At 74.9% G+C, this 14434-nt stretch carries 13 protein-coding genes and 1 riboswitch; of the genes, 5 read left to right on the forward strand and 8 right to left on the reverse strand.

All coding sequences use genetic code 11. From position 1 onward, the window contains the following. Window positions 1-17 precede the first annotated feature (17 nt). Window positions 18-1016 (reverse strand): enoyl-CoA hydratase/isomerase family protein, encoded by a 999-nt coding sequence (locus ACH4SE_RS07170; RefSeq protein ID WP_398542301.1) that lies wholly within the window; start codon window positions 1014-1016, stop codon window positions 18-20. Between the two features lie 108 nt (window positions 1017-1124). Next, window positions 1125-1227, forward strand: a riboswitch (ZMP/ZTP riboswitch). A 21-nt stretch (window positions 1228-1248) separates the two neighbouring features. Here ACH4SE_RS07170 and ACH4SE_RS07175 point away from each other — a divergent pair. Then, a complete protein-coding gene (locus ACH4SE_RS07175; protein ID WP_398542302.1) occupies window positions 1249-2700 on the forward strand; it encodes a glycine hydroxymethyltransferase in 1452 nt (483 codons plus the stop codon). Window positions 2701-2804: 104 nt separating this feature from the next. On the opposite strand, the gene ACH4SE_RS07180 is transcribed toward ACH4SE_RS07175, so the two are convergent. Together ACH4SE_RS07180 and ACH4SE_RS07185 are read right to left on the reverse strand one after the other, a co-directional pair. Beyond that, window positions 2805-3020, reverse strand: a complete 216-nt coding sequence (locus ACH4SE_RS07180; protein ID WP_398542672.1) for a DUF4190 domain-containing protein — start codon at window positions 3018-3020, stop codon at window positions 2805-2807. Between the two features lie 155 nt (window positions 3021-3175). Continuing rightward, window positions 3176-3328, reverse strand: a complete 153-nt coding sequence (locus ACH4SE_RS07185; protein ID WP_398542303.1) for a hypothetical protein — start codon at window positions 3326-3328, stop codon at window positions 3176-3178. 105 nt (window positions 3329-3433) lie between these two features. Here ACH4SE_RS07185 and ACH4SE_RS07190 point away from each other — a divergent pair, with 105 nt between their 5' ends. The 4 genes from ACH4SE_RS07190 (at window position 3434) to ACH4SE_RS07205 (ending at window position 6808) form a co-directional block, all read left to right on the forward strand. After that, window positions 3434-4096, forward strand: coding sequence for a TetR family transcriptional regulator (locus ACH4SE_RS07190; protein ID WP_398542304.1), 663 nt, complete (start codon window positions 3434-3436; stop codon window positions 4094-4096). Between the two features lie 304 nt (window positions 4097-4400). Beyond that, entirely contained in the window at window positions 4401-5507 is a 1107-nt protein-coding gene (locus ACH4SE_RS07195; protein ID WP_398542305.1) for an AraC family transcriptional regulator ligand-binding domain-containing protein, read from the forward strand. After that, entirely contained in the window at window positions 5504-5689 is a 186-nt protein-coding gene (locus tag ACH4SE_RS07200; RefSeq protein WP_398542306.1) for a hypothetical protein, read from the forward strand. Before ACH4SE_RS07195 ends, ACH4SE_RS07200 begins: the two co-directional genes overlap by 4 nt. Before the next feature lie 237 nt (window positions 5690-5926). After that, window positions 5927-6808, forward strand: coding sequence for a DUF6227 family protein (locus tag ACH4SE_RS07205; protein WP_398542307.1), 882 nt, complete (start codon window positions 5927-5929; stop codon window positions 6806-6808). Window positions 6809-6884: 76 nt separating this feature from the next. Here the strand turns inward: ACH4SE_RS07205 and ACH4SE_RS07210 are convergent, their stop codons facing one another. The 5 genes from ACH4SE_RS07210 to ACH4SE_RS07230 all read right to left on the reverse strand — a co-directional run bounded on the left by ACH4SE_RS07210 (window position 6885) and on the right by ACH4SE_RS07230 (window position 14425). Next, on the reverse strand, window positions 6885-7829 hold the full coding sequence (locus ACH4SE_RS07210) for a carbohydrate kinase family protein (RefSeq protein WP_398542308.1): 945 nt from the start codon (window positions 7827-7829) through the stop codon (window positions 6885-6887). A gap of 129 nt (window positions 7830-7958) precedes the next feature. Beyond that, the gene (locus tag ACH4SE_RS07215) at window positions 7959-8477 is read right to left on the reverse strand and encodes a hypothetical protein (protein WP_398542309.1); all 519 of its coding nucleotides are present in this window, start codon (window positions 8475-8477) and stop codon (window positions 7959-7961) included. Window positions 8478-8708: 231 nt separating this feature from the next. Next, window positions 8709-9908, reverse strand: coding sequence for a glycoside hydrolase family 6 protein (locus tag ACH4SE_RS07220; protein WP_398542310.1), 1200 nt, complete (start codon window positions 9906-9908; stop codon window positions 8709-8711). 588 nt (window positions 9909-10496) lie between these two features. Continuing rightward, on the reverse strand, window positions 10497-13283 hold the full coding sequence (locus tag ACH4SE_RS07225) for a DUF5682 family protein (RefSeq protein WP_398542311.1): 2787 nt from the start codon (window positions 13281-13283) through the stop codon (window positions 10497-10499). After that, window positions 13280-14425 carry an AAA family ATPase gene (locus ACH4SE_RS07230; RefSeq protein ID WP_398542312.1) on the reverse strand — a complete coding sequence of 382 codons (1146 nt, stop codon included), beginning with the start codon at window positions 14423-14425 and terminating at the stop codon, window positions 13280-13282. Before ACH4SE_RS07230 ends, ACH4SE_RS07225 begins: the two co-directional genes overlap by 4 nt. Window positions 14426-14434 lie beyond the last annotated feature (9 nt).

A 14434-nucleotide genomic window follows, 5' to 3' on the forward strand; every position in this document is an offset into this window, starting at 1 on the left:
ATGGTGACACCGCTATCTTACAATGTGGACTGCACGGGGCTCGACCAGACCGGCTTGCGGTCCTTGTCGACGAGCGCGGCACGCACGCCCTCCTGGAAGTCCGCGCTGCCCGCCGTACGGCACGCGAGCTCCAGCTCGCGGGCGAGGCACTCCTCCAGCGTCGACCCCGCGCCCGCCCGGAGCAGGGCCGCGGTGGCCGCGAGGCTCGCGGGTGAGGCGGCGTCGAGCAGCGCGAGCGTCTCGCGCGCCCAGTCCGGTTCCGCGCTCTCGGCGGCCAGCAGCGCCCGCACCCGGGCCGGGTCCGGCTCGGCGAAGCAGCGGGCCACGGCGTCCGCGTGCGCGGGGCGCCGCGGCACGGGCGCCGCGAAGTCCCGCAGGACGGTCTCCGGGGGCGCGGGGTCCGTCGTCAGCGCCGTCTGCAGGGCCGGCAGGTCGGCCGCCGGCACGAGATGCGTCGCGAGCCCGCACGCGACCGCGTCGGGCCCGCCGGTCCGCGCGCCGGTCAGCCCCAGGTACCAGCCGTACGCACCCGGCAGGCGCGGCAGGAAGTGGCTCGCGCCGATGTCGGGGAAGAAGCCGATCGCCGTCTCCGGCATCGCCAGCGACGCGCGTTCGGTGACCACGCGGGCCGACCCGTGCACGGAGATGCCGAGCCCGCCGCCCATCGCGTAGCCGTCGATCAGCGCGGTGTACGGCTTGGGGTAGCGGGCGATCAGGGCGTTGAGGGCGTATTCGGCGGCGAAGTAGCCGCGGACGGCCGCGCTGTCGCCGGACGCGCCCGCCGCCCGCACCGCGACGATGTCGCCGCCGGCGCAGAACGCCTTCGGCGAGGTGCTGACGACGAGGACGGACCGGACGGCCGGGTCGTCCCGCCACCGGGTGAGGGCGCCCGTCATGAGCCGCACCATCGTGAGGTCCAGCGCGTTGAGGGCGGCCGGCCGGGCCAGCCCGATGACCGCCGTGCCGTTCGCCCCGACCCGGGTCTGCACCGGTGCGGGCCCGTCGCTGCCTGCCATGCGGCTCCTTCCGCCGTCGCCTGCCCCCATCAAACACCGCCGGCCCTGCGCCGTGAGCTGCGGTCCCGCCCTGCCGGGGAGCACCGGGCGGCGGGGTTGGTAGGCTCAGGGCGGAGCCGTGACTGGCGCGCTGGGATGGGGTCAACCATCGGGGAGCGGCTCCACCGGAAAGATCCGGAAGAACGAAGTGCCGTGCGCCTGGGCCGTCCCGTTGACCAACCGGAGGACCGCCGTGGCAGCGCCCGAGCAGCCGTACAGCACCGAGTCGATCGCCTTCCGCAGTGCCCTGGACGTGATCCGGGGGGTCGAGCCGCGGGTCGCGGACGCGATCGCCGGCGAGCTCACCGACCAGCGCGAGATGCTCAAGCTGATCGCCAGCGAGAACTACGCGTCCCCCGCCGTGCTGCTGGCGATGGGGAACTGGTTCAGCGACAAGTACGCCGAGGGCACGATCGGCCGCCGCTTCTACGCCGGCTGCCGCAACGTCGACACCGTCGAGGCGCTCGCGGCCGAGCACGCCCGCAACGTCTTCGGCGCCGCGCACGCGTACGTGCAGCCGCACTCCGGGATCGACGCGAACCTCGTGGCCTTCTGGGCGGTGCTGTCGCAGAAGGTGGAGACCCCGGGCCTGGCCAGGGCCGGGGTGCGGCAGGTCAACGACCTGTCCGAGCAGGACTGGGCCGAGCTGCGCGCCGAGTTCGGCAACCAGCGGATGCTCGGCATGTCGCTGGACGCCGGCGGCCACCTCACCCACGGCTTCCGGCCGAACATCTCCGGCAAGATGTTCGACCAGCGCAGCTACGGCACGGACCCGGAGACCGGCCTGCTGGACTACGACGCGCTGCGCGAGACCGCGCGCGAGTTCCGCCCGCTGATCATCGTCGCGGGGTACTCGGCCTACCCGCGTCTGGTCAACTTCCGCATCATGCGGGAGATCGCCGACGAGGTGGGCGCGACGCTCATGGTCGACATGGCGCACTTCGCGGGCCTGGTCGCGGGCAAGGTGCTGACCGGCGACTTCGACCCGGTGCCGCACGCGAACATCGTGACGACCACGACCCACAAGTCGCTGCGCGGCCCGCGCGGCGGCATGGTGCTGTGCGACGACTCCCTCGCCGAGCACGTCGACCGGGGCTGCCCGATGGTGCTGGGCGGGCCGCTGCCGCACGTGATGGCCGCGAAGGCGGTGGCGCTCGCGGAGGCCTCCCGGCCGGAGTTCGGCACCTACGCGCAGCGGATCGTCGACAACGCGCGGTCGCTCGCCGAGGGCCTGCTCACCCGCGGCGCCAAGCTGGTCACCGGCGGCACGGACAACCACCTGGTGCTCATCGACGTGTCCGGCTACGGCCTGACGGGCCGCCAGGCGGAGGCGGCGCTGCTCGACGCGGGCATCGTCACCAACCGCAACTCCGTCCCGCAGGACCCGAACGGCGCCTGGTACACCTCCGGCATCCGGATCGGCACCCCGGCGCTCACCACCCGTGGCCTCGGCGCCGCAGAGATGGACGAGATCGCCGGCCTGATCCACACCGTGCTGTCCGGGACGACGGCCGCGCCCGCACCCAAGGGCGGGCTGTCGAAGGCGCACCACCTGCTGGACGGCGCGGTCGCCGACCAGGTCGCCAAGCGCGCGGCGGACCTGCTGTCCGGCTTCCCGCTCTACCCGGGCATCGACCTGAGCTGACGCGGCCGCGCGCGCCGCGCGCCCGCGGGAAAGGGTGAGGGCCCGGCCGGTCGGCCGGGCCCTCACCCTTTTGCGTCGTCACGGTGCTCCCCCGTCCGGGCGGGTCACTCGAACGACCAGAGCACCCCGTGGCCGGCGATCGTCAGCGCGACCTGGATCGCCGGCGCGGCCACACCGAGGGCGAGGCCGAGCAGGGCGCGGCCGCGGCGGCGGGTGCCGCGGCGGAGCGCGACGAGGGCCAGCACGATCGCGGCCGGGCCGAGTACGAGATTCAGCACCAGCAGGCCGGGCAGGCCGAGCAGGAACGACGCGACGGCCATGCCGTCGGCGTCGCGGGTGGTCGCGGCCGGAGTTCCGGCCGGGACCGGGTGGGCTGCGGAGTTCACGGTGTCCTCTTCCGTGGGCGGTGTCGGATGGGGGCCGGCGCCGTACGGCGGCGGCCGGGGGACGCCCGGTCGGGGCGCCGGTGCCGGGGTCAGCCGCGTCGGCGCGCGACGGCCTCGCGTACGGCGAAGGCCAGCAGCCATGCGGTCACGGCGGCGGACGCGACGGCGAAGACGGTCAGGGGCATGTGGGCGGCGGCGCCCATCACGACGCCGATGCCGAGCAGGACGAAGACCAGGGCCATACCGGCGGCACCTCCAGTCGGTGTCGGGGGTTCGGATAACACTTGTTCACTGACTACCGAGTCTAACCGTGGCACGCTTCGGCAAACGGTTGTTTACTGAATGACATGAGTCACACACCAGGCGTCCGGCAGGCCCAGAAGGAGCAGACCCGGCGGGCACTGCTGGACGCCGGACTGCGCCTGCTGGACCGGCAGAGCCTCAGCAGCCTCGGCCTGCGCGAGATCACCCGGGAGGTCGGCGTCGCGCCGGCCGCCTTCTACCGGCACTTCCCGGACATGGCCGCGCTCGGCGTGGCCCTGGTCGGCGAGGCCCTGGGCAGCCTGCACGCCGTCGTCCGGGAGGTGATGGCCGGCGGCGCGGGTTCCGGGGACGCCGCGGACCTCATCGACCGCGCGGTGGCCCTCACCGTCGCCTACGCCGACGAGCACCGCGCGCACGTCCGCTTCATCGCACGCGAGCGCTACGGCGGGGTCCGCCCGGTGCGCGAGGCCATCGCCGCCGAACTGGACCGCTTCACCGGGGAGGTGGCCGACGGGCTCGCCGCCCAGCCCGAATCGGCGGGCTGGCGCCCCGCCGAACTGCGTGTGCTGGCCGGGCTGTACGTGGACCACATGGTGCTGACGGCGGCGGCCGTCATGGACGCGCCGCCGGACGACACCGCCACCCGGGCCTCGATCGCCGAGACGGCCCGGCTGCGGATGCGGATCGTCAGCCTCGGCCGGCGCCACTGGCCGGCGGAGGGCGGGGGCGGCACGGCCGGCGGCTGACGCGGACCGGCGGATCCCGCCGGCGCGGACGGTGGCCCGTCCGCGCCGACGCCCCTCCCCCTGGTGCGCCCGCCCCCTCCCTGGCGCGGGCGCACCCGGCGCCCGAAGGCACCAGTTCGACTGATCTTCGTCACCGCCGCGCCGGACCGGGAGGACGGAACGCGCCAGGCGGCGGACGCAACGCGCCACGAGGAGGCTAGGCTGCCGGAAGGCAGGCGGCACCGTGCGCACCGCGCCCCTCCGGCCGGCCAGGACCCGCCCGCCCGACACCCCCCCCACGCCGCAGATCCCCGAGGTGCCCGGCATGCCCCCGACCCTGACGTCCCCGCCGCCCGCGGTGGCCGCACCGAGCGCCGGGCCGACCGAGAGCGTCGTCCTGCCCCGGCTCATAGCCCGCGCCGCCGCCCTCGGGGAGACCGGGGCCCGCTCGCTGCTGCGCCCCGCCGGGCTGCGACCGGACGTGCTCGACGGCCCGGCGACCGCACGCATCCCGTCGATGCACCTCTACCGCCTGTGGACGGAGGTGGTGGGCCGCACCGGGCGGCAGGACGCGGGGCTGCTGACGGCGGCGCAGTACCGGCACGGGCAGTTCGACCTCTTCGACTACCTGTTCAGCACGGCGCCCACGCTGGGCGAGGGGCTGGACGCCGCCAGGGCCCACCTGCACCTGCTGAGCGACGCCTCCCTGCTCACCACCGAGGAGTCGGAGGACGAGGTGACCCTCACCTACGGCGCGCTGCTGCCGGACAGCGAACTGCGCGGGGTGGTCGCCGAATTCGTCCTGGGCGCCTTCAGCCAGGTGATACGGCACAGCACCGGCGGCGCGGTCGGTCCCGCCCGGATCTCCTTCGCCCACGGGGCGCCCCGCAGGACCGCGGACCACACCGCCCTCTTCGGTGGCGGCCGCATCGACTTCGGCGCCGGCACCGACAGCATCACGCTGCACCGCCGGGCGCTGGACACCCCGCTGCCGGGCGCGGACCCCGCGCTCGCGGCCATCATCCGGCGCACCGCGTCGGCCGTCCCGCCACCCCGGCCCGCGGGGCCCCTGCCGGAGCTGCGCCGGGCGATACTGACGCAGTTCGCCGACGGCCGCCCGTCGCTGGCCGCGGCCGCCCGGCAGCTCGCGGTCAGCCCGCGCACCCTGCAGCGCCGGCTGGCCGAGGCCGACACCACCTGGCGGGCGGAACTGGACGCCGTGCGCCAGGAGTTCTCGGTGGGGCTGCGGCGCACGGGCACATGGTCGGCGCAGCACGCGGCCACCCGGCTCGGCTACGCCGAGGCGCGCTCGCTGCGCCGCGCGCAAAGCCGCTGGGACGCCCGGGACGAGCCGGGCCCGGCGGACGGTGACGGGGCGGGAGCCCCGGAGGGCACCGGAGGACCGGCGGCGGAAGGAGCGCGGCAGTCATGAGAGCGGACGGCGAGCACGGCCACGAGGAGCGGACCGAGGGCGGTGACCCGGTCTGCTGGCTGGAGCGGGTCTGCGACGAGTGCGGCGCGATGCGTGAGGACATGCGGGCCTCCCGCTGCGCCCGCTGCGGCACGCCCTTCCCCGCACCGGACCAGGACGACAGGGGCCACCCCACCGGCTGACCGGCCGGGCACGCAGCGCGTCGGCGGCCGGAACACCCCTGCCTCGCCGGACGCGAGAGGTCCGTGCGGCTCGGGCGCACCGGGTTGCGCGTGGGGCGCACGGGGCCGGAACATGCCGGAAGAAGCGCGAGAATCGGCCGCACGCCCGGAAATGTCGGCGTTCGCGGGCGCAATCGGCGACGGTCCTACTACCCTGAGTCGCCGGGGTTGCGGTACGGCGGAGGCCGGGAGGACCGTATGGACGGCGAATTCGCGGACACGGCGGAACCCGAGCGCGCGGGCGGTACGCCCGCGGAACAGCTCGACCGGCTGCTCGCCCGGGCGGCGGGCGCGAGCGGGGCGGCGCACGAACTGGACGCGTTACGGACCGCGTTGATGCACCACTGCGGCCTGCAGTCCTGCCGGCACACCAAGGGCCCGCCGCGCCGGATGAACCGCCGGACCTTCCGGCACAGCTTCCTGATGCCGGACGGCAGCGTGCGGCTGGTGTGGGAGCTGGAGCACGACACCGGGCCCGAAGGCCTGCCGCACCGCACCGTCTTCACCCAGCCCGAGGACCTGGCCCTCGCCGAGTGGGAGGTCGACCTGGCCTTCGGCGGCCCGACCGGCCCGGTGGAGGTGCCCTGCGACACCCCCGGCCGGGCACCACTGGGCACCGCCCCGGCCGACGGCAGCCGTACGGGCGGCACGGCGGGACCCGGCGGACGGGCCGGCGACAGCGACGCCGGGGGCGGCGACGACCTGGACGCCCTGCTCTCCGCCCCGGCCCCGGAGCACGCGCTCCGCCGTACGTACACCGAGGGCGACTCGGTGGAGCACGCCCGCCGGCTGCTGCGCCGCGCGGCGAACGCGAGCGCGCCGGGCGACGAGCTGCGGGCCCGGCTGCGCGCGGCCATCGCCCACGACATCAGCATCGTCGCCCGCCGGAGCACCCTGGTGGCCGGCCGGCACGTGTCCTGGTCGCTCTACGAGCACGCGTTCCTGCTGCTGGACGGCACCGAGCTGAGCCTGTGGGAGATCGACCACACCAGGACGCCGACCGGCAACCCGGTGTGCGAGGTCTACACCTCCCAGGACGCGGCGCTCGACACCGCCGTCCGCCGCATCGAGGCGGGCTGACCGCCCGTCCCGGCCCACGCCCCGGGAAGCCGCCCCACGGAGGCGGCTGACCGCTCCGGCCGCACGCCGGGCCCCGTCAGCCCACCGGCGGGCGGGCCCACGCGGCCCGCGCGACGGCCGCGGCCAGCTCGGGGGCGCCGATCAGCTCCTCGTGCGTGCCCGGGCTGCCGCACGCGAAAGCTCCGGACACGGATCCCGCGAGCACGCACTCCTCCAGCGGCGCGCCGGAGAACCGGCGGTGCAGGAAGGCGGTCAGGAAGGCGTCGCCCGCTCCGTTGCTGTCCACGACGGGCCGCTCCGGGAGCACCGCCGGGAAGCGCCGCGGCTCCGGCTCACCGCGCTGAAGGACATGGCAGCCCGCGGCGCCGTCCGTCGCGACCACGAGCGACGCCCGGCCCTCGGCCAGGATCCGCCGCATGACCTCGGGTATCCGCTCCCCCACCTCCGCCGCGCTGAGGAAGACCAGGTCGGCGCCCAGCGCCCAGGGCAGCGCCGAAGCCTCCTCGCCGTCCCAGGCGTGCAGGTCGGTGGAGACGGTGCGGCCCAGGCGTACCGCGTCGGCGAGGACCGGCTCGGCGTGCGCGGAGCGGGATACGTGCACGTGCCGGGCCCGCTCGACGTAGGGCAGGTAGAACTCCTCCGGCAGCCGCAGGTCCAGCGGGTGCCGGCCGTCGTAGAAGGAGAAGCGGCGGCCCTCCCGGTCGACCAGGTTGACGCTGCGCGGGGTGCCCGCCGGGGCCGGCAGGTGGTGGAAGTCGAGCCCTGCCTCGGCGTACCGCTCCAGGATCATCCGGCCCTGGGCGTCCTCCCCGAGGAAGTCGATGAAGGCGGTGGCGAGGCCCAGCGCACGGAAGCCGAGCGCCACGCCGTTGCCCGTGTGCGCCACGTAGTCCCTGATCGGCGGGACGGAGCGGGAATCACCCCGCGGTACCGCCAGCTCGTCCACCAGCACGATCGTGTCGACGCCCGTGCCGCCGACCACCAGCACGTCGTACGCCGCGCCCTCCGCTGCGACCGCCACGGCTCCGCTCCCCCCGCTGTGGGCCAATCCGGTTGGCCGTGCTGAAAGTTACAGAAAGATCTTACCGACCGCCCCGCACCCCGGCCAGGCCCGTGCCCCGCCCTGTGGACAACCCGCGGGCCCGCGGAACTACGGCCGGCGCTGCGCCTCGGAGTCCTCCGCCAGCACGAGCACCGACAGCCGCGACAGCGGCGGCACCGGCCCCTCCCGCCCGGCGCGCGCCCAGGCGAGGGTCAGCGTCAGCCGGATCATCCGGCGGGCGGCGTGCAGCAGCAGCGCGGCGAGCGGGAGTTCGGCCACGGCCGCGGTGACGATCGAGACGACCAGGTCGTCGCTGTTCCAGTCCAGCACGATGTCGAACCAGGCGTCGCAGCACAGCAGCGTGGCGGTGGCCACCGCCCAGGGGATGAAGATCTGGAGCCGCCGCCACGCGCACAGCGCGGTGATGCCGAGCAGCACGATCAGCGCGCCGTCGAAACCCACCCAGGCGTAGCGCCAGTTGCTCACCGTCCGGTGGGTGGGCAGGCTCACGTAGAGATAGCCGATCCAGGGGATGAGGAAGAGGAAGCTTCCGGTGATGACGGCCAGCAGCACGCGGCGCATGTGGCGCACGTGCGGGTCGTCCGGCGAGGGCACCTCGGGCAACATGCTGCCCACTCTGCCCCATCGCCCACCGCCGCACCGGCGGCCCCACGCCATAACGGCGGAGAGCCCGCCCGCCGGCGTGGTGCCGGCGGGCGGGCCCGGGGTGCGGCCCTCGCACGAGGCGGAGGTGCCGCGGCGCGCGGCCCGGGGGCGGTCCGGGGCCTGCGCGGGTCCGGTGGGCGTTCGAGCGCACCTTCGCGGTCGTGTGCACCGCGGGCGCTGCGGCTCACGTGCTCAGTGCGGGAGCACCGCCGGGTTCGCGTTGTGCAGCAGTTCGAGCGCCTGCTGCGGGAACCACTTGCCCGCGGCCGGGTCCTGGTAGCCGCGCTCGGGGTCGTTCGGGCCGGCCGTGCCGCGGGTGCACTGGCCGTCGGACTCGCCCGGGATCTTGACCCAGAGCTTGGCGTCCTGGAGCGGGTCGCCGGTCTTCAGCGTCGGGCGGGCGCCGAGGCCGCGGCCGGGCGGGTTGCACCAGTCCTGGGCGTCGGTGTAGGCGCCGGCCGGCGGCGTCCAGGGGCCCTGGCCGTTGCGGCTGGTGTCGGCGACGTAGTGCTTCATGGCGGCGGGCGCGGTGTGGACGTTGGCGTCCAGCCAGGCCTGGGCGTCGTTGACGGACCACCACTGGTTGGGGCAGGACGCCGCGTCGCCGCCGCCGGAGACGTAGGCGAGGCAGGACGAGACGAGCTTGCCGTACCAGGCGATCTCGCTGTCGGAACGGTAGTTGGAGATGTTGAGGTAGAAGCCGGTGGCGTCGTCGACGCCGCCGGCGACGAGCCGGGGCACGATGTCGTTGATGCTGTGCCAGCCGCTGTGCCCGGCGTCGATGTAGACCTTGGTGCCGGCCAGCGGCTCCAGGGCGTCGACGGCGTAGTGGATCTGGTCGTAGCGCTCGGTGGTCTTGGTGCCCTGCGCGTCGTCCATGCCGCAGTCGGAGGGCAGGAGCGCGAGCGAGTCGGGCTCCAGGACGACGTCGGCGGGGCGGTTGCCGATACCGGCCTTCACCGCGTCGATCCACGCCTGGTAGTCGGCGGTGTTCGCGGCCCCGCCGGCCGAGTACTGGGCGCAGTCGCGGCCGGGGATGTTGTAGAGCGCGAGGACCGGGAGCTGGTGCCGGCGGGCGGCGTCGCCGACGGTCTTGTCGACGGCGGTGCGGGTGGCCGCCGGCGTGGCGCCGCCGTCGAGCCACACGGCCTGCGGGGTGAGGGTCATCGCGAGCAGGCCGGCGGCGTCCTTCAGCTGCCAGTGCTTGGCGAGGTCCAGGATCTGGGCGTTCGCGTCCGGGTTGGCCGGCGGGGTGAACAGCGTGGTGGGGGCGGCTGCCTGGTGGCCGGGCGCGCTGGCGTGCGCGGGCACCGCGGCCGTGACGGCGGCGAGTGCGGCGGTCGCCGCGGCGACGGTGAGCGTACGGGTACGTGCGCGGACGCGTGCGGTCATGCGGACGGGCTCCTCGGTAAATCCTCGGGCACAGGACACGGTGACCGCCGGGGAGCGCTGCCCGGCATGGGGGGTGGGAGCGCTCCCACTAGCGGTGGAAAGAATTAACTCCTCGCATGAGTACCGCGTCAATCCCCTGTGCGGGCTTCAAGAAGTGAAGGCCTCGAAGCCCGAACCGGGCCGCGGCCGGAGGCGGGCGCGAGCCGCGGTCCGGTGTGTGAGGGGCCCTCACCAGGCCGATCCGCCAGGGGGCGGAAGGGCGGGAGGAGCGCGGGCACCGGGGCCCGGACACCAGGGCCCGGTGGACACCAGTGAGTGGAGCGACGACCCGGCCGTACCGCGCCCTTCGGCCTCCCGCGCCCGGTACCGCCGGACCGGGGTGGAGCGCACGCGGGTGCCGGGACCGGACGACCGGCGGGCCGGCGATGCCCGTGCCGCGGCGCCCGGCGCCGCCGCGGCACGGCGCACAGTGCCGGACCGCGGCTCCGGCGCCTCCTGCCGGGGAGCGCTCTCCCGGAGGTGGGCGCCGCCCGCGCGGCACGGGCCGGGGCTCCCTGCGGCGGGAACGCCCTGGCCCGTGCGGCCGGCTCAGGAGCCGAGGAGCCCGGCGAGCGCATCGGCCGCCGCCGGGTGACGGGCGACCAGGACCGCGCCGCCCGGGCCGGATCCGGCCACCGTCCACGTCCCCTCGCAGCCCAGCAGCTCCGCCAGCGCGTCGCAGGCGGCCGGGTGGGCGGCGAGCAGCGCGGCACCACGGGCTGCGGCGGGCGCGGCGGAGGGCAGCAGCCCGGGTTCCTCCCGCCAGGGCGGCACCCAGGTGTCGAGGGCCGCGAGCCGGCCGGGGAAGATCCGCCCGGCCTCCCGGATCAGCAGCGGGGCCGGCTCCGCGCCGCCCGAACGCAGGGTGCCGATCAGCGTCGGCAGCCACGGCAGCAGCACGTGGTCGGGCAGCACCGCGAAGGCGTCCGACACCAGCTCGACCACGAAGTCCGCGAGCTGCGGGACGGGTTCCAGCGCGTGCAGGAAGCCGCTGAGGTAGCGCGGGTAGGACGGCACCACCAGCGGGTTGCCGAGCAGCCCGGAGCAGCGGGCGCGCAGCTCGGCCCGGGTCAGCCGGCCGAGCCGGAGCTGCGCCGCCCACAGCAGCGCGACCCTGGCCGGCTCCTCCGGGTGGGACTGCGCGACGGCCAGCTCCAGCTGGGTGCGGTCGCAGCCGAGCGACAGCGCCAGGCCCTCCATGCCGAAGAGGAAGCCCAGCATCGCGGCGACCTGCCGCACGGTCGCGTCCTCGTCGGTGAAGGCGGTCGGCAGCAGGGTGCAGTAGTGGGCGTAGCCGGTGGTGACGAAGGACTCGATCCACCCGGGCAGCGCGGGCTCGCTCGTGCGGTAGTACGCGAGCAGCCGGCGCACCCGGCGCAGCACCTCCGGCGCCCCGTCGACGGTGCGCTCGGTGGCGAGCACCTCCAGGGCGCGGTTGCCCAGCTCGTCGGCGAGTCGGCGGCTGCGCAGGTAGAGCGTGGCGTCCTCGACGGCCTGCAGCACGTCCGCGGCGGTCGCCTGCGGCTCGTAGGCGGCGCGCCGCAGCCGCTGCTCCAGCACCTGTTCGATGCTCACGCCCTCGTAGCCCAGCTCGATCAGGGCCCGCTGGTGCGTGCCGAGAGCGACGTCCCAGGACTCCTGGACGGACTGCTCGCCGAGCCTGCGCTCGCCCATGATGGGGCGGGCGGTGCCGTGCGGCATGAGGCGGCGCAGCATCCACAGCACGTCGGAGCAGCCCCTCAGCTCCGGCTTCGACGCCAGGTCCAGCAACGCACGCTGCACGCCGCGCTGCTGGAGCTTCAGGCCGAGCGGCGCGAGCCGGTCGTGGACGTCGCGGGCGAGCGGCGGCAGGGCCTCGTAGCCGACCCGGCCGATCCGGTCGCCGCCCATCATGATCTCGACGAGCCGGCGCACGTCCCGCCGGCCGGGCACGGTGTCCTTCTCGATGCAGGTGACGGCCGCGTCCTGGAAGTCGTACGGCGTGGGCCTGGCCCGGTCGCGCATGCCGGCCAGCAGGATCGACGTCTCGAAGACGGCGATGGCGTCGGCGGTCGAGGCGAGGTAGCCGTTGCGGCGGGCCGCGCGGACGATGTCGACGCTCCAGCCGAGCAGTTCGTCCTCGTCCAGCCGGTCGAGGACCGGCGGCCGCCGCAGGAAGCCGCTGAGCCGGTCGCCCGCCTCCGTGTCCGGGACGGGCGGCCCGAGCTTCACGGCCTTCGCGGCCTTGCGCTCGCCGGCCTGCCCGGCGAGCCGGAAGGGCCGTACCCCGCTGCGCCTGAGGTTCTTCGCCCACTGCGTCGCGGCGATCGACACCGAGCCGGCGGCGAGGCCGAACTGCGCCTCGATCGCTGCGTGGCTGGACGGGATGAGGCCGTACTGCCAGGTGCTCGCGCTCGGCGGGCTGATCTCGAAGGTGTCGCTGCCGTGCACCCCGAACTCCGGCACGCGGCTGGCGGCGTGGAAGGCGCCGCAGACGTAGAGGCAGTCGGCGGGATCGGTGCCGGTGGCCGCCAGGTGCGCGCGCATCCGCGTCCACATGTGGCGCTCGCGGTCCTCGTCCACCCGTATCCGCCCCGGGTCGCCGGGTGCGAGGCGTCGGAAGAGGCTGCCGATGAGCAGCATCACCTGGCGGTAGGTGTCGTGGTCGCTGTCGCCGAGCGGCAGCTCGACGTACTGGTGCCACCACTCCGACCAGTGCCGCACCCGCCCGTGGCGCAGCAGGTACTCCTCCAGCTCGGCGAAGCGCGGCCGCAGGTCGCCGACCTCCACACCGACCGCGTCGCCGTGCAGCGCCGCCTCCTCGGGGGCGGCCGGAGCGGGCTCGCCGGATGCGCCGGCGGGGCGCGGGCCCTCCGGCTGCCACTGGAAGACGTGGTCGCACGACCGGTCGACGAGCACCAGCTCCACGCCCGGGGTGTCCAGCGCGTACGCGATGGCCTGGTACTCCGCGGACGCCTCGGTGACCGGGGCGACGACCGACAGCGGCGCCCACTCGGGCGGGAAGCCGTCGACCTCGCTCGCGAACGCCTGCACCGCCACCGGCAGGCGGCAGTTGCGCAGCTCGGTGAGCAGCGGTGCCATGTCCTCGCACAGCTCCAGGTAGACGACCTTGGGCTGCTTCTCGCGCAGCCGGCGGGCCATGGCGACGGCGGAGGCCGGAGAGTGGTGGCACACCGGGAAGATCTCCAGCGGCTCGCGCAGTGCGCGGTCGACGTCGTCGACGATGCCGAGCAGGATGCCCTCCAGGGCGTCCGGTCCGTCCGCGAACTCCGCCGCGGCCTCCTGGAGCCGGCCGCGCAGCGCGTCGAAGGGCGCTGCCTCCTGCGCGCCGCTCACGACAGGGTGGCTATCGCGTCGCGGCCGCCGTCGAGGAATTCCGGCCAGGATCCGCCCTCGTCCTTGCTGCGGGGCTCGACCACACCGTGCAGGTACTTGTTCAGGATCGCCAGATCCTCCGGCTCGCGCCGGGCCAGCGAGCCGACGAGCGAGGCGGCCAGCGTGCGGGCGGTCAGGCTGCGCTCGCCGAAGAAGGTGCTGTGCAGGATCGCGTCCTCCAGCACGCCGATCTGCTCGGCGGTGGACAGCGCGGACTCCAGCTTCTCGTCGTCGCTGCCCGCAGCGGCCGCCGAGGCGCGCAGGTCGGCGAAGCTCCGGAGCAGCACGTCCAGGAGCGTCGGCGGCACGTCGAGGTCGATGGAGTGCCGGCGGAGCAGCTCCTCGGTGCGGAAGCGGACGATCTCCGCCTCGCTCTTCCTGTCGGTCACCACCGGGATGCGGACGAAGTTGAAGCGCCGCTTGAGGGCCGACGACAGGTCGTTGACGCCGCGGTCGCGGCTGTTGGCGGTGGCGATGACCGAGAAGCCGGGCCTGGCGAAGACGATGTTGTCGGCGGTGCCGCCCTCCCCGGCCTGCGCGGTGTCGCCGCCCAGTTCCGGCACCGAGATGTACTTCTCCGACAGGATGGAGATCAGCGCGTCCTGCACGTCGCTGGTGGCACGCGTCAGCTCCTCGAAGCGGCCGATCGCGCCGGTCTCCATCGCGGTCATGATCGGTGAGGGGATCATCGAGTCGCGCGACTGGCCGCGCGCGATGACCTGGGAGACGTTCCACGAGTACTTGATGTGGTCCTCGGTGGTGCCCGCGGTGCCCTGCACCACGAGGGTGGAGTTGCGGCAGATCGCCGCGGACAGCAGCTCGGCGAGCCAGCTCTTGCCCGTGCCCGGGTCGCCGATCAGCAGCAGCCCGCGGTCGGAGGCGAGTGTGACGATCGAGCGCTCGACGAAACTGCGGTCGCCGAACCACTTCGGGGCGATCTCCCGGTCCAGCCCGTCGGAACGCTCGGCGCCCAGCACGAACAGCCGCACCATCTTGGGCGACAGCCGCCAGGAGAAGGGCTTCGGGCCGTCGTCGACGGACTCCAGCCAGTCCAGCTCCTCGGCGTACTTGATCTCCGCGGGCGCGCGCAGCAGGTCGGACATGTCAGGGCC

Source organism: Streptomyces sp. NPDC020983 (assembly GCF_044333485.1).
In the GTDB taxonomy this organism is placed as follows: Bacteria; Actinomycetota; Actinomycetes; order Streptomycetales; family Streptomycetaceae; genus Actinacidiphila.

Excerpts from the sequence above, each read along its gene's own strand:
- ACH4SE_RS07200 (WP_398542306.1), top strand. The coding sequence starts at position 5,504 with ATGAGAGCGGACGGCGAGCACGGCCACGAGGAGCGGACCGAGGGCGGT.
- ACH4SE_RS07205 (WP_398542307.1), top strand. The coding sequence starts at position 5,927 with ATGGACGGCGAATTCGCGGACACGGCGGAACCCGAGCGCGCGGGCGGT.
- ACH4SE_RS07220 (WP_398542310.1), bottom strand. The coding sequence starts at position 9,908 with ATGACCGCACGCGTCCGCGCACGTACCCGTACGCTCACCGTCGCCGCG.
- ACH4SE_RS07185 (WP_398542303.1), bottom strand. The coding sequence starts at position 3,328 with ATGGCCCTGGTCTTCGTCCTGCTCGGCATCGGCGTCGTGATGGGCGCC.
- ACH4SE_RS07190 (WP_398542304.1), top strand. The coding sequence starts at position 3,434 with ATGAGTCACACACCAGGCGTCCGGCAGGCCCAGAAGGAGCAGACCCGG.
- ACH4SE_RS07230 (WP_398542312.1), bottom strand. The coding sequence starts at position 14,425 with ATGTCCGACCTGCTGCGCGCGCCCGCGGAGATCAAGTACGCCGAGGAG.
- ACH4SE_RS07195 (WP_398542305.1), top strand. The coding sequence starts at position 4,401 with ATGCCCCCGACCCTGACGTCCCCGCCGCCCGCGGTGGCCGCACCGAGC.
- ACH4SE_RS07170 (WP_398542301.1), bottom strand. The coding sequence starts at position 1,016 with ATGGCAGGCAGCGACGGGCCCGCACCGGTGCAGACCCGGGTCGGGGCG.
- ACH4SE_RS07215 (WP_398542309.1), bottom strand. The coding sequence starts at position 8,477 with ATGTTGCCCGAGGTGCCCTCGCCGGACGACCCGCACGTGCGCCACATG.
- ACH4SE_RS07180 (WP_398542672.1), bottom strand. The coding sequence starts at position 3,020 with ATGGCCGTCGCGTCGTTCCTGCTCGGCCTGCCCGGCCTGCTGGTGCTG.